This is a genomic window from Pantoea sp. SM3 (assembly GCF_000963995.1).
Classification (GTDB): domain Bacteria; phylum Pseudomonadota; class Gammaproteobacteria; order Enterobacterales; family Enterobacteriaceae; genus Pantoea; species Pantoea rwandensis_B.
The window spans coordinates 262,328-282,253 of the sequence record NZ_JZRD01000013.1; the positions used below are offsets into that span (position 1 = coordinate 262,328).

Below are 19,926 nucleotides of genomic sequence, written 5' to 3' on the forward strand. Positions count from 1 at the left end.
GGCACTTACGAGTTTAATCTGGCGAAGAGTAATGCACCGGAAGCCCGCTGTCTCCGCTTTCTTGTGCTTTTACGACCCTTTTCGCACCAGATTGAGACCAGGATAGTTCTCATTCAGATTTTTGAGAAGCGTCTCCAGACTGTGCCGGTAATTTTACGCCATTAAGAAAAAACGACATCGAATGAAAAAAATCACACTTGCTGCCCTTTCTTTGCTGGCATTTAGCGCCATCGCCCCCGTTCATGCTGCTGACGAAAAGCGTTATATCTCCGATGAATTATCCACTTGGGTACGCAGCGGTCCGGGCGATCAATATCGCTTGATTGGCAAGCTGAATGCCGGAGAGGAAGTCACCCTTTTGCAGGTCAACAACGATTCCCAATATGGTCAGATTCGTGATGCCGAAGGGAAAACCAACTGGATCCCACTGTCCCAGTTGAGTGCCGAACCTAGCCTGCGCACCCGCGTGCCGCAGCTGGAGCAACAGGTCAAAGATCTCACCGCTAAGCTGGCGAATATCGACAACAGCTGGAATCAGCGCACCTCTGAAATGCAGAGCAAAGTGGCGAACAGCGACGGCACCATTGACGGCCTGAAAGCGGAAAATCAGAAGCTGAAAAATGAGCTGATTGTCGCGCAGAAGAAAGTCAGCGCCGCGAACGTCCAGCTGGATGACAAACAGCGCACCATCATCATGCAGTGGTTTATGTATGGTGGCGGCGTGTTGGGTGTCGGCTTGCTGCTTGGTTTGGTATTGCCGCACATGGTGCCACGCCGTAAGAAAAACGATCGCTGGATGAACTAAACCACCACGCCGATTTGTTCTTTTCTTCAAGGGGATCGTAAGATGCCCCTTTTGGCGTGCCCGATATTTAGCCAAAGTATGCAACAATAACGCAACATGCGTGCACGGCGCGCAGAATACATTGCCTCTGGAGTGGTTGAGTGAAGACGTTTCTGGTCGGTGGCGCGGTGCGTGATGCCTTACTGCGTTTGCCGGTAAAAGATAGAGATTGGGTGGTGGTCGGTGCCACACCTGAAGCGATGCTGGCACAAGGTTATCAGCAGGTGGGCCGGGATTTTCCGGTTTTTTTGCACCCACGCAGTCGTGAAGAGTATGCACTGGCGCGTACCGAGCGCAAAAATGGCAAAGGCTACACCGGTTTTGTCACACAATTTGCCCCGGACGTGACGCTGGAGCAGGATTTGCAGCGCCGCGATCTCACCATCAATGCCATTGCGCAGGCCGACGACGGCAGCTTAATCGACCCTTATCGCGGGCAGCAGGATTTGGCGAATCGCACCCTGCGCCATGTCTCCGCCGCCTTTAACGAAGATCCACTGCGCGTCCTGCGCGTGGCGCGTTTCGCTGCCCGTTTTGCCCACCTCAATTTCCGTGTCGCGGATGAAACTCAGGCCTTAATGCGTGAGATGGCGGAGAGCGGCGAGTTAGCTGACCTCACGGCCGAACGCGTGTGGAAAGAGACCGAAAAAGCCCTGCTGACCCGCAATCCGCAGGTCTATTTTCAGGTATTGCGTGACTGCGGTGCGTTGCAGGTGCTGTTCCCGGAGCTGGATAACCTGTACGGCATTCCGGCGCCGATCAAATGGCATCCCGAAATTGATACCGGCGTGCACGCGTTAATGACGCTGACGATATCTGCCGCCCTTTCAGATGAGTTGGACGTGCGCTTTGCCACGCTGTTCCACGATGTCGGTAAGGCGCTGACGCCGCAGGAAAAATGGCCGAGCCATCATGGTCACGGTTTAGCTGGCGTCCCGATTGTCGAAGCACTGTGCCAGCGGCTGCGCGTACCCAATCAGGTGCGCGACCTGGCGTTAATCGTCACCGAATTCCACGATATCGTCCACACCATTGAGCGTCAGTCAGCGGAGTCATTGGTGGCTCTGTTTGATCGCATTGATGCGTGGCGCAAGCCCGATCGCGTAGAGAAGATGGCGCTAACCAGCGAAGCCGACGCGCGTGGCCGCACCGGAATGGAAAGCCTGGCCTATCCACAAGGCGATTATTTGCGTCAGGCGTTTGCACTGTCTCAGGCGGTGCCGACGAAGGATGTGGTTGCAGCAGGTTTTAAAGGTCCAGCCGTGCGGGAAGAGTTGACGCGTCGTCGGGTGATGGCGGTACAGGAAGGGTTGATCAACGTGCGGCCAGCATAACTGGCCGCACGCCGCGCTTACATGAAGATGGCGTAAACCGCCGCCGCCACGATAAAGCGATAGATAGCGAACGAGACAAACGAAATACGCTTAATCAGTTCCAGGAACACTTTGATGGCCAGCAGCGCTACGATAAAGGCGGTCACGAAGCCGACGGCGAACATCGGGAAATCCTGCATCGTCAGGAAGCCCATGCTCTTGTAGAGATCCAAGCCGGTCGCACCAATCATCATCGGCACCGCAAGGATGAACGAGAACTCCGATGCGGCATAACGACTCACGCCCATCAGCATACCGCCAGAAATGGTGGCACCCGAACGCGAGAAGCCCGGCCACAGCGCCAGACACTGGAAGCAGCCAATCATAAATGCCTGGCGGTAAGTGATATCATCGATACCTACCGCTTTAGGCTGTTTCGGCTTGAAGTACTCAGCGACCAACAGCAACACACCACCAACGACCAGCGCGTACATCACGTTAATCGGATTAAACAGGCTTTTGATTTGATCGTGGAGCACCAGACCAATCACCACCGCGGGAACCATACCTAACAGGATGTGAATCAGCGTCAGTTTCCCGGTTCCGGTGCCTTCATGCGGCTCCTTACCGAAGTGAATACCAATCAGTCCGAACAGGCGGCGCCAGAACATCACCACTACCGCTAAAATTGAACCCAGCTGAATGACAACTTCAAAGGTTTCAGCTTTATCACCCTCAAAACCCAACAGATGGCCAACAATGATCATATGGCCCGTAGAAGAGACCGGCAGGAATTCCGTGAGGCCTTCCACAACCCCCAGGATTGCAGCAACCCAAAGCTGGTGAATATCTGCCATCAAAATTTTTCCTCTATCCGTTTTAAACAGTAAAAAGGCGGTCGCAAGGTGCTACCGCCTAAAATTATGCCTGCGCCACGCTGAAGGAAACCTTAAGAAAATCGGCAACTTCGCGTCCGTTAGCGCAACGGCCTCAAGTGAGACACAACATAATTTGGTTTGGTTTCATTGTGATGGCAATCACGGATGATTTATTTAGGAATAGTCCCGCGCTCAATACGCACGCCAACGGTCACTGCCTGGGCCACCGCGCCAGGTTTCCCGACCTTGATACGTACACCGGGAGTTTTGAAACGATTCATCAACAGATCGGCAATTTCCTCCGCCACGCGTTCGACTAAGGCAAAGCGCTGGCCCTGCAGATGATTGAGGATAACCTCGGTGACATCGGCATAGCTCAGACAGTCGTTCACATCGTCACTCACCGCGGCACGACGGTTGTCCCACGCCATTTCGACATCGAGCACCAGCTTCTGCTGCATGCCCTGTTCCCAGTCGTAAACGCCAATGGTGGTGAACACGGTGAGTTGTTCTATAAATACGATATCCATGATGTCAGTCTCTGTTTTTGGCTAAGCCGGATACCACTTCCGGCGGATTATGCGTATTATCCACGCTTATCGAGAACAAAACGACCCAAAAGGAACGGTACGACGCTATGAGTGCTATCGCGCTTGGTATGATTATTTTCGCGTATCTTTGCGGCTCGATTTCCAGTGCGATCCTGGTTTGTAAACTCGCGCGCTTACCCGATCCGCGTACCGCTGGCTCCGGCAACCCAGGCGCGACCAACGTGTTGCGCATTGGTGGCAAAGCCGCTGCGGCTGCGGTACTGATTTTCGACGTGGCAAAAGGGATGATTCCGGTATGGATCGCCTATCTGCTGCACGTCACGCCGATGTATCTCGGCTTGACCGCGATTGCTGCCTGCCTCGGCCATATCTATCCGGTGTTCTTCCGTTTTCGTGGCGGTAAAGGCGTGGCGACGGCGTTTGGTGCGATTGCGCCGATTGGCTGGGATTTGACGGGATTGATGACCGGCACCTGGCTGCTGACGGTACTGCTGAGCGGCTACTCCTCGCTGGGTGCGATAGTCAGTGCGCTGATCGCGCCGTTTTACGTGTGGTGGTTCAAACCCCAGTTCACCTTCCCGGTTTCGATGCTCTCCTGTTTGATTCTGTTGCGCCATCACGACAACATCCAGCGCTTGTGGCGCGGCCAGGAAAATAAGATCTGGAAGCGGAAGAAGAAATAAAAAAACCGGCGCGATGCCGGTTTTTTCGTTTTAGATGGCGGGCAATTCTGCCAGTGGCCAACGTGGCCGGACGCTGACGCCCAATCCACCACGCGTACCGCCTTTCAGCCGCACCATGCCCGCATAGGCAATCATTGCGCCGTTATCGGTGCAGAACTCCGGACGCGCGTAAAACACCTCACCACCGCGTTTTTGCATCATCTCGGCCATGCGCTCACGCAGCGTGCGGTTGGCGCTGACACCACCGGCAATCACCAGGCGTTTAAAGCCGGTCTGATCCAGCGCGCGTTTGCACTTGATCATCAGCGTATCCACCACTGCATCCTCAAACGCACGAGCGATATCGGCACGCGCCTGCTCATCGCCGTTATGTTCACGAATGGTGTTAGCGGCGAAGGTTTTCAAACCCGAGAAGCTGAAATCCAGCCCTGGGCGATCGGTCATCGGGCGCGGGAATTTGAAGCGACCCGGCGTGCCCTGCTGCGCCATGCGTGACAGCATCGGCCCGCCTGGATAATCCAGACCGAGCAGTTTGGCGGTTTTATCGAAAGCTTCACCCGCCGCATCGTCAATCGATTCGCCCAGCAAAGTGTATTCACCAATGCCAGTGACGCTGATTAACTGCGTGTGACCGCCGGAGACCAGCAGTGCCACAAACGGAAACTCCGGTGGATTCTCTTCCAGCATCGGTGCCAGCAGATGGCCTTCCATATGATGGACTGGCACGGCAGGCACATTCCACGCGAACGCCAGTGCACGGCCGACAGTCGCCCCGACCAATAGCGCACCGACCAAACCTGGACCGGCGGTATAGGCCACGGCATCAATGTCTTTTGCGGCTAATCCGGCTTCTTTCAGCGCAGCCTGAATCAGCGGAACGGTTTTGCGCACGTGGTCACGTGAGGCCAGTTCGGGCACTACGCCACCGTAATCGGCGTGCAGTTTGACCTGGCTATATAATTGATTCGCCAACAGACCGGACGCATCGTCATAAATCGCGATGCCGGTTTCATCGCAGGACGTTTCAATACCCAGAACTCGCATAGCTTTTATCACCCTCTTCTTGCGGCACGCAGTGTAGCACAGGCGAATCACACGCTGGACGACTTTGCCAGGAAAAAGTGTTTTTCTGTCGCACAAAGAGTGCGCTATACTCCACGGCCTGAAAAAACCGGCAGCCGCGATGGCATATGTCTCTGTTGGTTCTAAATTGTTCATGGTGCTTTACAACTCGGCTACGGCTGGAGTAAAATGCTGCACCATTTTAAAAGTGCTGGCGCCGCAGTCAGCAGCAAAACCGAATTTATCGAGGTAAGAGTTACATGCCGGTAATTAAAGTACGTGAAAACGAGCCTTTCGACGTAGCACTGCGTCGCTTCAAGCGTTCTTGCGAGAAAGCAGGTGTTCTGGCGGAAGTTCGTCGTCGTGAGTTTTATGAAAAACCAACGACTGAGCGTAAGCGCGCTAAAGCGTCTGCTGTTAAGCGTCACGCCAAGAAACTGGCTCGCGAAAACGCACGCCGCACTCGTCTGTACTAATTTCTTTCGGAAGTTCGCTTCCGCCGCGTGTTAAACGCAGACAGAGTCAAGTAAGAGGCCGTGCTTTCCGAAAGGAAGCGCGGCTTGTTGCCGTTTATGAGCTGAAAAACCGGGGCTTATGGCTGGACGAATTCCACGCGTATTTATCAATGACTTACTTGCCCGCACGGATATCGTGGATCTTATCGATGCCCGCGTTAAGCTGAAAAAGCAGGGTAAGAACTATCACGCGTGCTGTCCTTTTCATAACGAGAAAACCCCCTCTTTCACCGTAAGCGGTGAGAAGCAGTTCTATTACTGCTTCGGCTGTGGCGCCAAAGGTAACGCCATCGATTTCCTGATGAATCACGATCGTCTGGATTTCGTCGAAAGCGTTGAGGAGCTGGCCACGCAACACGGCTTAGAAGTGCCGTATGAAGCGGGCAACGGCCCCAGCCCGATGGAACGTCATCAGCGTCAAAGTCTGTATCAGCTGCTGGAAGGCCTCGACGGTTTCTATCAGCAAAGCCTGCGTAACCCGCAAGCGACATCTGCACAAAATTATCTCGCCACACGCGGTCTCAGCCAGCAAGTGATCGATCACTTCGCGATTGGTTATGCGCCAGCAGGCTGGGATAACGTGCTGAAACGTTTTGGTCAGCAGAAAGAAGACCGCGAATCCTTAATGGAAGCGGGCATGCTGGTCAGTAACGATTCCGGCCGCACTTATGATCGTTTCCGTGATCGCGTGATGTTCCCGATTCGCGATAAGCGTGGGCGCGTCATTGGTTTTGGTGGACGTGTACTGGGCAACGATACGCCGAAGTACCTGAACTCGCCGGAAACACCGATTTTCCATAAAGGCCGTCAGTTATATGGCCTGTATGAAGCGCAAAAGAATCATCCGCAGCCCGCGCGTTTGCTGGTTGTAGAAGGCTATATGGACGTGGTGGCGCTGGCGCAATTTGGCATCGATTATGCCGTTGCCTCGCTGGGCACCTCGACCACCGCTGAGCACATTCAGCTGCTGTTCCGCTCTACCGACACGGTGATTTGCTGTTACGACGGCGACCGCGCGGGGCGCGAAGCCGCATGGCGTGCACTGGAAACCGCATTGCCTTACATGAATGACGGTCGTCAGCTACGCTTTATGTTTTTGCCTGATGGCGAGGATCCGGACACGCTGGTGCGTAAAGAAGGCAAAGAGGCGTTTGAAGCGCGGATGGAGCAGGCTTTACCGCTCTCCACGTTTTTATTCGACAGCCTGATGCCACAGGTCGATCTGAGCACGCGTGACGGTAAAACCAAGCTGGCAACGCTGGCGCTGCCGTTGATTAGCCAGATCCCCGGTGAAACTTTACGCATTTATATGCGTCAGAATCTGGGTAATAAACTCGGCATTCTGGACGATAACCAGTTAGACAAGCTGATGCCAAAGCAGGCAGAAAGCGGCACTGCGCCAACGGCTCCCCCGTTGAAGCGCACCACCATGCGCGTGTTGATTGCGCTACTGGTGCAGAATCCGCAATTTGCCGCCATCGTTCCTACGCTGGATGGGCTTGAGCAGTCAAAAATGGCGGGTTTACCGCTGTTTGTGGAGTTAGTCAGTCGTTGTACTGAGAATCCTGGCCTGACGACCGGACAGCTACTAGAGTTATATCGCGGGACAGAATTTAGCCAGCCCCTTGAAACGCTGGCCACCTGGAACCACATGATAGTGGATGAAGAAGCAGAAGCCGTGTTCCAGGATTCACTGGCGAGTCTTTACGACTCAGCCCTTGAACAGCGCCTTGAAGCGCTTATCGCACGCGATCGTACTGAAGGCCTGAGCGCTGCCGAACGCCGCGAGTTCTGGGCCTTAAGCCAGGCATTAGCGAAAAAATAAGATTTTTACCAGACCAGAACGTTGAAGGCTGTTAAAGCCGCCGTTTTGGTTTGATCGTTCGGTCTACGCAGTTAGCGCACCGGAGCGAGAGGCGTTAACGTCGCAGCCAGTTTTAACGCTGCCAGCGCACAGCAACCGGAGCGTACTGAAGTACGTGAGGATTGCGAGCACTGCCAGAGTTAAAAATGGCAAGTAAGTTAGCCTCGAAAGAAAGAATTCAGCGGCTTAAGTGCCGATATATGAAGGGTCGATACCCTGGCCGCGTTGAAGGCAGCGGCAAAAGAACAACGCCTTCACTGTTATAGTTGGCTCGCTGCCGACCGACACCAATCTAATTAACAGAAGTGTGGATACCGTCTTATGGAGCAAAACCCGCAGTCACAGCTTAAGCTGCTTGTCACCCGTGGTAAGGAGCAGGGCTATCTGACCTATGCTGAGGTCAATGACCATCTGCCGGAAGATATCGTCGACTCCGATCAGATCGAAGACATCATCCAGATGATTAACGACATGGGTATTCAGGTTGTTGAAGAAGCACCTGATGCCGATGATCTGATGCTGAATGAGAACAGTACTGATACTGACGAAGATGCCGCAGAAGCTGCCGCGCAGGTACTCTCTAGCGTTGAATCTGAAATTGGCCGTACTACTGACCCTGTGCGTATGTATATGCGCGAAATGGGTACCGTTGAGCTGCTGACGCGCGAAGGCGAAATCGACATCGCTAAGCGTATCGAAGACGGTATCAACCAGGTTCAGTGCTCGGTTGCCGAATATCCGGAAGCCATCACCTATCTGCTCGATCAGTACGATCGTGTGGAAGCGGGCGAATCTCGCCTGTCTGACCTGATCACCGGCTTTGTTGACCCGAACGCGGAAGAAGATATCGCGCCAACCGCCACTCACGTGGGTTCTGAACTGTCTGAAGAAGACCGTAACGACGACGATGAAGAAGACGAAGATGGCGACGACGACAGCTCTGACGATGATAACTCCATCGATCCAGAACTGGCGCGCGAGAAGTTCAACGATCTGCGCACCCAGTACGAAACCACCCGTACCGTGATCAAAGCCAAAGGCCGCAGCCACGCTGATGCCGTTGCAGAAATCAATAACCTGTCTGAAGTGTTCAAACAGTTCCGCCTGGTGCCGAAGCAATTCGACTACCTGGTGAACAGTATGCGCGTCATGATGGAGCGCGTGCGTACGCAAGAGCGCCTGATCATGAAGCTGTGTATTGAAATCTGCAAAATGCCGAAGAAGAACTTCATCACGCTGTTCACCGGCAACGAAACCAGCCCAAGCTGGTTCAAAGCGGCGCTGGCCATGAATAAACCCTGGTCAGAGAAACTGCTTGAAGTTGAAGATGATGTGACGCGTTCACTGCAGAAATTGCAGCAGATTGAAGAAGAGACCGGCCTGACCATCGAGCAGGTTAAAGACATCAACCGTCGCATGTCGATCGGCGAAGCCAAAGCGCGTCGTGCGAAGAAAGAGATGGTTGAAGCAAACTTGCGTCTGGTTATTTCTATCGCCAAGAAATACACCAACCGTGGTCTGCAGTTCCTCGATCTGATTCAGGAAGGTAACATCGGCCTGATGAAAGCGGTTGATAAGTTTGAATACCGTCGTGGTTATAAGTTCTCAACTTATGCGACCTGGTGGATTCGTCAGGCTATCACCCGTTCTATCGCCGACCAGGCACGTACCATCCGTATTCCGGTGCATATGATTGAGACCATCAACAAGCTCAACCGTATTTCGCGCCAGATGCTGCAAGAGATGGGCCGTGAGCCAACGCCGGAAGAGCTGGCTGAGCGTATGCTGATGCCAGAAGATAAGATTCGCAAAGTGCTGAAAATTGCTAAAGAGCCGATCTCAATGGAGACGCCGATTGGTGATGATGAAGATTCACATCTGGGCGATTTTATCGAAGACACCACGCTGGAGCTGCCGCTGGATTCTGCTACCTCAGAAAGCCTGCGTTCAGCCACCCACGACGTGCTGGCGGGTCTGACTGCGCGTGAAGCGAAAGTCCTGCGTATGCGTTTCGGTATCGATATGAACACCGACCACACGCTGGAAGAGGTTGGCAAACAGTTTGACGTTACCCGTGAGCGTATTCGTCAGATCGAAGCCAAGGCGCTGCGTAAGCTGCGTCACCCAAGCCGCTCTGAAGTGCTGCGTAGCTTCCTTGACGATTAATCCTCGTTAAGACGAAAAACCCCGGCTTGCCGGGGTTTTTTATTGCCTTCAAAACGGCGTCAGCCCTTTTTCCTGCATCATTTTGCGCGCGTTATCGCTCTGCAAATACTTCACAAACTGCGCTGCCGCCTGCTTCTGCTGGGTGCTACGCGTAATCACCGCACCGTACAAAGTATCCTGCTGCACCGCCGGCGGGATTAACCCAACAATGGTAATCCCCTTCACCGCCTGCAATTCACTGTTCTGCTGGAAGCCCAGCTCCGCTTTCCCCTGCGCCACCGCTTCACCCACCGGCGTGGCGGGGATCACTGACACTTTGCTGGCGGTCTTCGGCCCCAACTCCAGCTTGCTCAGCATCTTGCCTTGAATATATTTGCCGCTGGCACTGTCTGATATCGCGATGCTGGAGGCTTCCGTGAGGACCTGTTTGAATTTCGCCACTGTGCTGATATCCGGCGGCGACATGCCCTGCTTCACCGCCATAGCGATATAAGAGTGCGCCAGCACCTGATGGCTGTTGCTATCCACAAATTTGGCCTGCTCCAGCGGCTTGATGGCGTAATCGACCATCACCAGCACATCGGCATTATCCTGACGCTTCAGACGATTAGGGATAGCCCGTGGCGTATCGCCCATCGAGGGTGCCGCTTCCAGCTGTAGGGTATTGCCGGTTTGCTGCTGATAATCCTGCTTCAGGCTCTCTATTACCGGATACATGCCACCGGAGCTAAATACTTTCAGCGTTTCCGCTTGTGCCGTCTGTTGCGCCATCACCAGCAGCGCCGCTAACGCGATTGTGCGTTTCATCTTCCCTCTCTTTATTTGCCATAAAGATTTGGGTTTAGTCAGAAACCACAGATTGAACAACTTCAGGTCCGCGTTAAGCGGAGCACGCTCACGCGTTATTCTGTAACCAATCATGAAGTTGGCGATAAGCTGCCGCCATCTCCTCTATCGTCGCGCGGTTCAAACCGCTGGGATTGGGCAGCACCCATAAGCGCGTTTCACCCAAGGTTTGCAGCTGCTCGCCCCACTCCACTTTGCGCTGTCGGAACGCCTTTTGGAACGCATCTTTGCCCAGTACCGCCAACGCACGCGGCTGATAGCGTAAGATCTTCTCCTGCAAACGCGCCCCGCCATCGCGCAGCTCATCACCCGCCAACTCATTGGCCTGAATGGTGGGACGCTCAACCAGCATAGTGATGCCACAACCGGTTTCCAGCAGCCGCTGCTCCTGTTCCGGTTTCAGCAATTCGCGGGTAAAACCGGCCTGATGGATCACCCTCCAGAAGCGATTAGCCGGATGAGCAAAGTGGAAGCCGGTGTGCGCCGATGATTTGCCCGGATTGATACCACAAAACAGCACCTGCAAATCCGGCGCAATAATGTCCTGAATATCGTGCTCGCTCATGCGCTCTCCAGCCCTGCCCTTTGCTTCACTGAGCGACGACTCACCGCCAGCATATTGCGCGCTTCCTCATCATCCGGACAGGCACGCGCCAGCGCCACCGCACCGACCATTTCGGCCAGCATGCTGACGGCGACGTCATCAGCCTGAGGATGATGCATTTCGTTGAGGGCCTGCGCCAGCCGTTGCCGCACTGCATCGCGACGTTGCGAGAACAGCGTGCGTGTTTCAATCGGCAGATGGGCAATCTCACTCACCAGCGCAGGCATTGGACAGCCTTCTCCCGGCGTATTGCGATGATGCTCAGAGAGATAGTTATCGATCAGTTGTGTCAGTCGCTCGGCGGGATCGACCAGGCTGGTGATGGCCGCAAAGCGCTGCGCCGAATCAGCAAACATCTCGGCAATCACCGCCTCAACCAGCGCTTCTCGCGAATCAAAGTGGGCGTAGAAGCCGCCGTGAGTTAAGCCCGCGCGCTTCATCAGCGACGCCACGCCAATGCCTTCGGTACCGCATTCGCGCATCACCACCGCTGCCTCATCCAGTATGCGCTGCCGCGTGCGCGCCTTGTGGCTTAGCTTTTCCATCTCTCACCATCCTGCTCATCGTTAATGGCAATCAGTGTAATTATTACGATCATCATATTCCAGCTTGACGAAAAATATGATGATCGTCATATTAAGTTCCATCAGATATGACAACCATCATTTACAGGAACCGACCATGACACAACAACTGGCTTTGATTACCGGCGCATCCAGCGGCATTGGTGCAACTTACGCGAAACAGCTGGCCGCACGCGGCAGCAATTTGATTCTGGTGGCGCGTGATGCCTCACGGCTTAACCAGCTGGCGCAATCGCTGCAAGAGGCACACGGCATTGACGTCCGCGTGCTGGCAGCGGACCTCACGCAAACGGATGATCTGGCTAAAGTGGCACGTGAACTGCGTGACAACCACGACATCACGATGCTGGTTAACAATGCGGGAATGGTGGTGGAAGGTGAATTTACCGACGCCGATATTCAGCCGATTCAAACTATGCTGTCACTCAATATCATCGCGCTGACCGAACTGGCCCACAGCGCTGCACAAGCCTTCCGTGCACGTGGGCAAGGCACCATCGTAAACATCGCTTCAGTGGTTGCACTGGTGCATGAGGTGATGAATGGCGCCTACAACGCCAGCAAAGCCTATGTGCTGTCACTGACGCGCAATATGGACCGCGAGTTAGCAGGCAGCGGCGTGGTGCTGCAAGCCGTGCTGCCCGGCTTCACGCGGACGGAGATCTTTGATCGTGCCGGGAAATCGATTAATGACATCCCGGCTGAGAAGATGATGGAAGTCGAGGATCTGGTCGCGGCAGCCTTGAGCGGTCTGGATGCGGGCGAACTAATTACTATCCCTTCCGTGGAAGAGATGAGCCTGTGGCAGAAGCTTGATGAAGCGCGTGGCGCGATGATCCCGTACATCTCATTGAATAAGCCCGCATCACGTTATCTGTAAGCTTTGGGCGTTGCTGAGGCAAGGTGCGTGGTGTGCCTTGCCTCATAAAAACAGCAATGGCTGGGTGTGGGCTGAGCGTTGATATGCTGTGAAAAAGGATTTTTGCTTGGAGATCAATGACTCAGATATTGTTCTAATTTTCACCAACCGATTGACGAACGCTGGATCACCCCTCCGAGATACTTTATAATCCCCGCTCCGCTGGCCCCTTAGCTCAGTGGTTAGAGCAGGCGACTCATAATCGCTTGGTCGCTGGTTCAAACCCAGCAGGGGCCACCAAATTTAGTGATGTAAATCATGCAGTTAAGCCACCTTTTGAGGTGGCTTTTTTGTTTCTCGCATTCACCATTGGCAGCAAAATGGCAGCACTTTTTTTAACTGCCATTTTTTCTCTACTACTGAGAGTAAAAAAGCAGCAATCGTAAGTTTGATAAAGCCCAAGTGCGGTGAACACATGATGAATCACATGCATTTCTTACATCTACTCTACCGGACGGGTAGAACCTATAACACTTAAAGATGTTCAATCGTGCATTTACAGATACGGTTGCTTACAATCACACTATTAGTTTATAAGTCCGTATATGACCACACCTATGTAGATTTTTAATGAAAATTTATATACAGCATATTGAATTATTGCTTGATAAACGTTAGTTTGGTTGATAGAAAATCATTAGAAAATTTACCATGCCTATTCCTACGTAAAACAAAAAAATATTGACTTGAATTTATTTCAACCTAGCCACCTAGAGTGAATATCTTTACCAGAAACATCACATTTTAAATAAAGCATGATTATTAACTCTGCATTGCATCGTCTTGAATTGCGCTACCCAGCATTATTCCCACAAGAGGCACTAATAATGGCAAGGAAATTAATAATATTTGGAAATGGTCTTGGTATGGCATTAGATCCTGCTCACTTCTCATTAAATAGAGCATTGACAGAAATTTGGAATCGGCCTGATTTTTTGACTGATGCCCAAAAGCAACTTATTGAGCGTTGTCTCCAGAGACAGGGGCCTCCAGAAGGAGAACATGAAATGGATACGCTTCATCAAGTTGTTACGTATTGCAAAGCTCTAACTCATATTGGAGAGGGGGATGTTCACTGGCTTACTGAAGATGGAATAAATTTCCCTGATATTACCGCTAAGTATATCCATAAAGTTGCAACCGAATTACATAATTACGAAAATTTTTTACCTCATCAATTTGAAGATTCACTCGTCCAATTTGTAAAAAATACACGCAGTCATATTGCGACATTAAATTACGATAAATTATTGTACAACTCATTTATTGATAACGGTATTTTTGATGGATACAGTGGATATCTAGTTGATGGTATGTTAAGAAGTGGATTTTCTTCAGATGCCTTAGAACGTAGATTTGGCAATAGATTTGGCTATTATTTACATTTGCACGGCTCACCTCTTTTCTACAACTGGAATGATAATGTATATAAATGTTCACGTGCTGAACTAACACTTAATGAAGATGAGGCCAGTGAACATATAGTTTTGACTCACATTAGAAGAAAACCTTCAGTAATTGCAGCATCTAGTGTTCTTTCTACTTACTGGAAATATTTGCAATTTACATTGCATGAGTCGCAAGAAATCATATTATTCGGATACTCTGGTTTGGATGATCATCTAAATATGCTTATTCGGCCTTACCTGGATTCTAAGCCTTTAAGAGTGATTGAGTGGAGCGGTGCAGGCGAGCAAAATGCACGTGAGACATACTGGCAGAATTTGTTAGGGTCTAGAGTTACTGTCACAAGACTAGACAATATCACTGAGTTTATAGATTGGTAGTATGATGACAAATAAAAATTGAGCGTAGACGACCAAATATCATGAATATTGAATAAATATTTTATGAAAATAATTTCCCTGCGCTGTCCAAAAATAAAACAATCACCAAACTTTATGCTCATTTGAAAATGAGATTAGACAACCATTATATAGCCCGCACTCTACGGGCTATTCAAAACATCACATGAATTATAACCACAGCGGTTGCTGCTGATTTCTTCCCGGATGCGGCGGCACCGGTTTAACGCTACCCGGTTTCATAATGATCTCAGACACTGTCTCATGCGATTTAAACGTACAGCTGCAATTAATGTTCTGGCACTGGTTATAACGTTCTTTAGTTGTTGCTGATACCTGAAAGCTGCTGCGGGTATGTGCGGCGTTCCCGCACAAAGGGCAATTCATCATAATGTTTTCTCCAGAACCCAATTGAGATAAATATTACTCAATTTAACCATTTTGAGATAGCACTATTCCATTTCAAGTGAATATATTTTCACTTCAAGTTCAATGCTGGTCGTGTAGCCGTTCTCCGCGGTCAGTCCATACGTTATCCGCCAGGCAATGAAAAGCGCCAAGGGGCCGGACAACTTCCGCAATTTGTTTATGTAATCGTCGAACGGAAAGAAAGACGGGATTCAGATAATCCCACTGTCAGAAGTGGCGGCTAAGGATGAGTTTCTAAATATCAAGAACGTGAGTCGTGACGACATGATGGCCGCACACCGTGTACCGCCGCAGATGATGGGGATTATACCCAACAATACCGGTGGATTTGGCTACGTGGAAAAAGCGAGTAAAGCATTTGTAAGAAATGAATTAATACCCCTGCAAAAAAAATCGAAGAACTAAATAGTTAGTTCAAAGACAATGTAATAAATTTTAATACGTATAAGTTCGACTAAGTATTGAAACGGAAATTTAGAGGCACCTTTTAGGCGCCTCTAAAATTAGCCAGCATATAAAAGTCTTTTCTTTCTAATATCTTCACTAAAAGTTTTCGAGTTCAAGTCTATTAAGTCTAAATCTCTAACCTTCCTAGAAGCAGTATATTGACTCGTATCTAACATGTATGCTTCAAATACAAGTCCATCGGCGCCTTTCTTAAGAGTTACCCTTGACTGAACTAAATGCACCAATCTTAGGTCTATTAATTGGTTGATGGCTTCTCTTTCCGGGCCTGTCATTTTTATATCGACCAAGAATATATTGCATTTTGCATCATTAATGCAGAATGAAACTAATTTGGTGAAAGCATCTTCTAAAGCTATACGATCATCGTCAGCATCTAATTTGAACTCTTCACGTTTAATGTCGCCATATTCACCGGTTGCAAGGTTAACATCCTCGGCACCTATGCGCGGTCCTCTGTGATGCTCAGGACCTCTTTCACGAGCATGATTTATAGCTTTAGTAAAAATCCCAATAAAATCACGAGTTACCCCACCAGAGGCAATGATCAGCCTATCAATTGCAGTTGTATTCAACAGACCATTAACAGTAATAGGGGGGGTCTCATTCATTAAGTTTGCGAGAATCTTTTGCATGAAAGTTTTCAATGTTGAAAATTTCTCTAAAGAAATATCAATATTGATTTCTTTGGCATCATCTCCTAATTTTACACCCGTTGGCGGATCAGTGTGGACGTACCATTCACTTCTATGTTTAATTGTGCCAATCTTAAGCCAAAGCCCATTCCCTTTAGCTATACGATGGAAATAATCGATAACTTTAGCTTGATCACTTCTTCTTATATGGTATAAGTCATCAAGTATAAGGTAGGCTGGCCCTTCTGACAAAATTGAAAGCTTATTAAAGAAACGTTGGAATTTTAAAATGTTTTGATGCAAGTACTCAGTTTTAATAGATTTGTAACCTTCACTTTTCTCAAGTGTTGCACCGCCACCCTTTTTAAACGCCCCACCTAATTCAATAGGGCTGTTTTTAATTCCAGCAGAGCCAGAAACTTCATAGCTCCCTGTTGAAATCTTTTTACTCTGAATGTCGACTTCTTCAGGTTGTAAAAGTTTATTCTCTAAATCGGAAATTATTTGCTCTAATTCTTTAATAACTTCTTGTGTGCCCTGTTTTTTAAATGGTTTTCTTTCGGGAGCTCGCCCAAAAAAACGGTTCCAAAAAGTAGTTTTGGTTGCAGGAGTTAGGGCAGCTGTTTCTAACCAAGTATGAAATTCTTGCAAACTTTTAATCAATACACTGATAAGAACATCAGGGTAAGAATGACCTTTAAAAGTTTCCATATCAACGAAAGATATGGGCCGCCTATCAATAGTAAGGTCAGCAACAACTTTTCTTAAGAGTGAAGATTTTCCTGAGCCTCGTCGTCCAAAAATCAAGCTGTGTTGCTTGGCCTTTGATTGAGCTAAAACACCCGGAGCTGGCTCTATAAATCGCTTAACATTTTCTGGCGTAGCTCTCATCGCCTCATCACAAAGTATTATGAGGTTATCCACCTGCTCAAGCCTCAGCTGAGAAAGATCATTTTTAGACATATCAACATCCCTTTAGGAAAAATCCCAACCTACCAATCATTCAAATTTTCATCAACATTTTTGATCTAAGCTCCCAGCGCGCGCTCGTACCTCCGCCACGCCTGCCCGCTTTGCGTAGTGGTTTTCATGCACTGCATGACATAAGTAAAAGCCCGCCAGAACAGGCGGTCCGAGAGAGATGCGATCCTTTTTGGGTCATGCGAATTCATGCAGCATAGACATGCACGCTCGCGCTAGTCATTAGGACCATGCATCCCTACTCTAATTGATGCATTGACCGACTGTATTCATGGTTACGTAACCGCGCCATAAGCTTATCAGTTAGCTCTGCAACCCGCTCAATTGCCATGCTCTTTTCTAACTCTGCGCAGTCACTCACAGCAACAATTTTCAAAAAAACAAATCAATGTGCTGGGACTTCACCGACTCCAAAAGAAAATCCTGCATGTTGCCTCCCACTCAACAATTAACTGTATATAAATACAGCACATAAAACTCACAATAATGTGAAACTCTTTTTTATCTTTCAATGGGATTGCTCCAGATTCTCACCGGTCCAATTTAGCCTCCTTAAGCCTTCCATTCTGGTAAAAAGCCGCCTCCTCGCCCCCGCATTTAGGCTGCATCCTCTGGAAAGGAGGCTAATTTCTTCCTCGTGCCCCTCAAAACCACGGGCTTTTAGTTCCAGCTCTAACCGTCGGCGTTCCGCCGATCTGCTGGAACTGACGAATGCACCAGCGCGATGCCCACGCGCAAACGGCCTTCGCCATATCACGCATGTTGGAGCCGGTTACGCCTCGTACGGTAAATTTAGAGCTGGCGTATTTCAGGGCGATGTTTAATGAGCTGCGCCGATTGGATGAATGGACCGCGGCAAACCCATTAGAGAACGTGCACGAGTTTAAGATTAATGAATCTTAGATGGCGTATCTCTCCATTGAGGAAATCAGAATCTTGCTTACTGAGTGTGACAACAGCAGATCTAAAGATCTGACGACTATTGTGAAAACCAGCCTGGCAATAGGAGCACGATTAAGGGAGGCCGAAGGCTCAAAGGGCAACCAAATCCGCGCCGGTCAGATCATATATGTGAAAACTAAAGGCAAGAAAAGCCGCGTGGTGCCGATAACTGAAAAATTACAGGCTGATCTGCCATCAAGTAGGAAAGCGCAGGTACTCTTTAAACCATGCTATTAGCGTTTCGCAAAGCCATGTAACGGGCCGGCATAGAAACACCTGCTGGGCAGTTGACGCACGGTCTAAGTCACACCTTTGCTTCATCATTTCATGATGAACGAGGGAATATCCTTGTGCTTCAGGTAATTTTGGGACATACATATATTAAAGTCACAATGCGCTATGCACACTTTGCACCGGATCATCTTTCAGAAGCGATGTTATTCAATCCATTACAGCAGATGGATATGTGACTTAAATCCCTAATAGCTATTTAGTTATGGAGAGAATATGCCGACAATCGGAGAAAGAGTTAAGTACGCAATCGACCACATGGATCGCGGAGAAACCTACGCAGCATTAGAGCATGCTTGTAATGCTCTTGATGTAACATCACAACGATACTACGAGCAAAAAAAGAGTAGTCGTAGTTATTTCAAAAATATCATCAAAAAATATTCTTGGCTGATTGAGTTTATGTCTCTTGGAGGAATAAATCTCGATGAAACTACATTTGACAACTTTCCAATCATCGAGGGTGTACGTCAACCAATTCTAAATCCAGATTTTTCAGATTTAATGTATCATGTTGTAAGGTGTGGTCTTATTCATAATGATTCTTTATCAAACGGATTTTCATTCCATAAAGAAAAAAAGGTTTTTCTCGCACAAAAGACGATTATATTTCCTGAGAGTGTAGTTTGGGGAATACTTTCAATTTCTATCTTTTGCCCTATAAATAAAGACCAAACTACTGCACCAGGCTATTGGATAGGATTTTTTGAAAATCGGTTAGTCATTAACGATTTTTGGGGTAATGAGGGCATAGCACATCACCTTGCTAACAGATATCCCCTTCCAAGAGTAACTTTGACCGATTTATCCAAACTCAATAACGATCAGTAGGTTCAGAAAAATTGGCAGCAAAGTGGCAGCAGAGCACAACGCTATGTGCCACTTTTCATCAATATCTGTTCTTTATACAACCACAAAAAATCAATAGCTTAATTATTTATCTCACTTCAAATTGGTACTCATAATCGCTTGGTCGCTGGTTCAAACCCAGCAGGGGCCACCAAATTTAAGAATTTGAAACAGTAAGTTAAGACACCTTCTACGGTTTTTATTTGTTTTGGTGTTTTTCGGTGACGATGAAATGGCGAAGGATTTTTACCACCACTACCTCTAAAGCTGGTATTCAGAGCTTATCCTTCTCTCCGCCTTGGCACAAAATGATCACCTGCTCATCCAATGCGTGACACGGAAGGGATCGGTAGCTTCCGCAACCTGTTCATCTACGCGCCCAACGGAAAGCCGGACGGCATCAAGACTCTGCCGCTCAGTAAAGTGGCGACGAAAGATTATTTCTTTAACATTAAGAAGTCCAGCCACCATGTTTTGCTATGTTCGCACCGCGTCCCACCGCAAATGGTGAGCACCATCCCTGACAACACTGGTGGGGTTGGTGACGCGGTAAAGGCATCGCAGATTCTCGTCCGAAATGAGTTGATGCTACTGCAAGAGCCTCTTAAGGAAACCAGTAACTTGCTGCGCGAAGAAGTGATCACGTTCAGCCATTATTCGCTGGAAGCGACCGCAAAAAGCTAAAGATTGAACGCTTAGC

General features: G+C 49.4%; 17 protein-coding genes, 1 tRNA gene and 3 pseudogenes. 13 read left to right on the top strand and 8 right to left on the bottom strand.

All coding sequences use genetic code 11. The annotated features are described in order from the left end of the window. Window positions 1-181 precede the first annotated feature (181 nt). Both VI01_RS08635 and VI01_RS08640 read left to right on the top strand, forming a co-directional pair. Window positions 182-805: a TIGR04211 family SH3 domain-containing protein gene (locus VI01_RS08635; RefSeq protein ID WP_034828360.1), complete on the top strand. Its 624-nt coding sequence runs from the start codon at window positions 182-184 to the stop codon at window positions 803-805. 140 nt (window positions 806-945) lie between these two features. Continuing rightward, window positions 946-2,178: a multifunctional CCA addition/repair protein gene (locus tag VI01_RS08640; protein WP_045814809.1), complete on the top strand. Its 1,233-nt coding sequence runs from the start codon at window positions 946-948 to the stop codon at window positions 2,176-2,178. Between the two features lie 17 nt (window positions 2,179-2,195). Here VI01_RS08640 and bacA read toward each other — a convergent pair whose 3' ends face one another. Together bacA and folB are read right to left on the bottom strand one after the other, a co-directional pair. Then, window positions 2,196-3,014, bottom strand: coding sequence for an undecaprenyl-diphosphate phosphatase (bacA, locus tag VI01_RS08645; RefSeq protein WP_038644661.1), 819 nt, complete (start codon window positions 3,012-3,014; stop codon window positions 2,196-2,198). A 191-nt stretch (window positions 3,015-3,205) separates the two neighbouring features. Continuing rightward, window positions 3,206-3,565 carry a bifunctional dihydroneopterin aldolase/7,8-dihydroneopterin epimerase gene (folB, locus tag VI01_RS08650; protein WP_045814810.1) on the bottom strand — a complete coding sequence of 120 codons (360 nt, stop codon included), beginning with the start codon at window positions 3,563-3,565 and terminating at the stop codon, window positions 3,206-3,208. A 107-nt stretch (window positions 3,566-3,672) separates the two neighbouring features. Between folB and plsY the strand changes: the two genes are divergently transcribed. Then, entirely contained in the window at window positions 3,673-4,269 is a 597-nt protein-coding gene (gene plsY, locus VI01_RS08655; RefSeq protein ID WP_045814811.1) for a glycerol-3-phosphate 1-O-acyltransferase PlsY, read from the top strand. Window positions 4,270-4,299: 30 nt separating this feature from the next. Here plsY and tsaD read toward each other — a convergent pair whose 3' ends face one another. Then, complete coding sequence (tsaD, locus tag VI01_RS08660) at window positions 4,300-5,313, bottom strand: tRNA (adenosine(37)-N6)-threonylcarbamoyltransferase complex transferase subunit TsaD (protein WP_045814812.1); 1,014 nt, start codon at window positions 5,311-5,313, stop codon at window positions 4,300-4,302. 278 nt (window positions 5,314-5,591) lie between these two features. Between tsaD and rpsU the strand changes: the two genes are divergently transcribed. From rpsU to rpoD, 3 genes are all read left to right on the top strand, one after another. Continuing rightward, the gene (rpsU, locus tag VI01_RS08665; RefSeq protein ID WP_001144069.1) at window positions 5,592-5,807 is read left to right on the top strand and encodes a 30S ribosomal protein S21; all 216 of its coding nucleotides are present in this window, start codon (window positions 5,592-5,594) and stop codon (window positions 5,805-5,807) included. A 118-nt stretch (window positions 5,808-5,925) separates the two neighbouring features. Then, complete coding sequence (gene dnaG, locus VI01_RS08670) at window positions 5,926-7,671, top strand: DNA primase (RefSeq protein WP_045814813.1); 1,746 nt, start codon at window positions 5,926-5,928, stop codon at window positions 7,669-7,671. Window positions 7,672-8,031: 360 nt separating this feature from the next. Then, window positions 8,032-9,876: an RNA polymerase sigma factor RpoD gene (rpoD, locus tag VI01_RS08675; RefSeq protein ID WP_034828348.1), complete on the top strand. Its 1,845-nt coding sequence runs from the start codon at window positions 8,032-8,034 to the stop codon at window positions 9,874-9,876. 48 nt (window positions 9,877-9,924) lie between these two features. Here rpoD and VI01_RS08680 read toward each other — a convergent pair whose 3' ends face one another. From VI01_RS08680 to VI01_RS08690, 3 genes are all read right to left on the bottom strand, one after another. Further along, window positions 9,925-10,683 carry a substrate-binding domain-containing protein gene (locus VI01_RS08680; protein ID WP_045814814.1) on the bottom strand — a complete coding sequence of 253 codons (759 nt, stop codon included), beginning with the start codon at window positions 10,681-10,683 and terminating at the stop codon, window positions 9,925-9,927. Window positions 10,684-10,771: 88 nt separating this feature from the next. Then, a complete protein-coding gene (mug, locus tag VI01_RS08685) occupies window positions 10,772-11,287 on the bottom strand; it encodes a G/U mismatch-specific DNA glycosylase (RefSeq protein WP_045814815.1) in 516 nt (171 codons plus the stop codon). Beyond that, window positions 11,284-11,871, bottom strand: a complete 588-nt coding sequence (locus VI01_RS08690) for a TetR/AcrR family transcriptional regulator (RefSeq protein WP_045814816.1) — start codon at window positions 11,869-11,871, stop codon at window positions 11,284-11,286. Before VI01_RS08690 ends, mug begins: the two co-directional genes overlap by 4 nt. Before the next feature lie 136 nt (window positions 11,872-12,007). Between VI01_RS08690 and VI01_RS08695 the strand changes: the two genes are divergently transcribed. The 3 genes from VI01_RS08695 to VI01_RS08705 all read left to right on the top strand — a co-directional run bounded on the left by VI01_RS08695 (window position 12,008) and on the right by VI01_RS08705 (window position 14,616). Continuing rightward, window positions 12,008-12,790, top strand: a complete 783-nt coding sequence (locus VI01_RS08695) for an SDR family oxidoreductase (protein WP_045814817.1) — start codon at window positions 12,008-12,010, stop codon at window positions 12,788-12,790. Between the two features lie 203 nt (window positions 12,791-12,993). Next, window positions 12,994-13,069, top strand: a tRNA-Ile gene (locus VI01_RS08700). Between the two features lie 515 nt (window positions 13,070-13,584). Then, complete coding sequence (locus VI01_RS08705; RefSeq protein WP_231638484.1) at window positions 13,585-14,616, top strand: SIR2 family protein; 1,032 nt, start codon at window positions 13,585-13,587, stop codon at window positions 14,614-14,616. Window positions 14,617-14,805: 189 nt separating this feature from the next. On the opposite strand, the gene VI01_RS08710 is transcribed toward VI01_RS08705, so the two are convergent. Then, window positions 14,806-15,024 (bottom strand): ogr/Delta-like zinc finger family protein, encoded by a 219-nt coding sequence (locus tag VI01_RS08710; protein ID WP_013510553.1) that lies wholly within the window; start codon window positions 15,022-15,024, stop codon window positions 14,806-14,808. Window positions 15,025-15,168: 144 nt separating this feature from the next. Here VI01_RS08710 and VI01_RS25720 point away from each other — a divergent pair. Further along, window positions 15,169-15,468: pseudogene (locus tag VI01_RS25720) on the top strand (capsid portal protein); the annotation flags it as partial. Window positions 15,469-15,566: 98 nt separating this feature from the next. Here the strand turns inward: VI01_RS25720 and VI01_RS08720 are convergent. Beyond that, entirely contained in the window at window positions 15,567-17,126 is a 1,560-nt protein-coding gene (locus tag VI01_RS08720) for a hypothetical protein (RefSeq protein ID WP_045814820.1), read from the bottom strand. 786 nt (window positions 17,127-17,912) lie between these two features. Here VI01_RS08720 and VI01_RS08725 point away from each other — a divergent pair. The 3 genes and pseudogenes from VI01_RS08725 to VI01_RS08735 form a co-directional block, all read left to right on the top strand. Continuing rightward, window positions 17,913-18,556, top strand: a pseudogene (locus VI01_RS08725) (tyrosine-type recombinase/integrase); the annotation flags it as partial. A 37-nt stretch (window positions 18,557-18,593) separates the two neighbouring features. Continuing rightward, the gene (locus tag VI01_RS08730; protein WP_045814821.1) at window positions 18,594-19,208 is read left to right on the top strand and encodes a hypothetical protein; all 615 of its coding nucleotides are present in this window, start codon (window positions 18,594-18,596) and stop codon (window positions 19,206-19,208) included. 345 nt (window positions 19,209-19,553) lie between these two features. Next, a pseudogene (locus VI01_RS08735) lies at window positions 19,554-19,910 on the top strand (Presumed portal vertex protein); the annotation flags it as partial. Window positions 19,911-19,926: the final 16 nt, after the last annotated feature.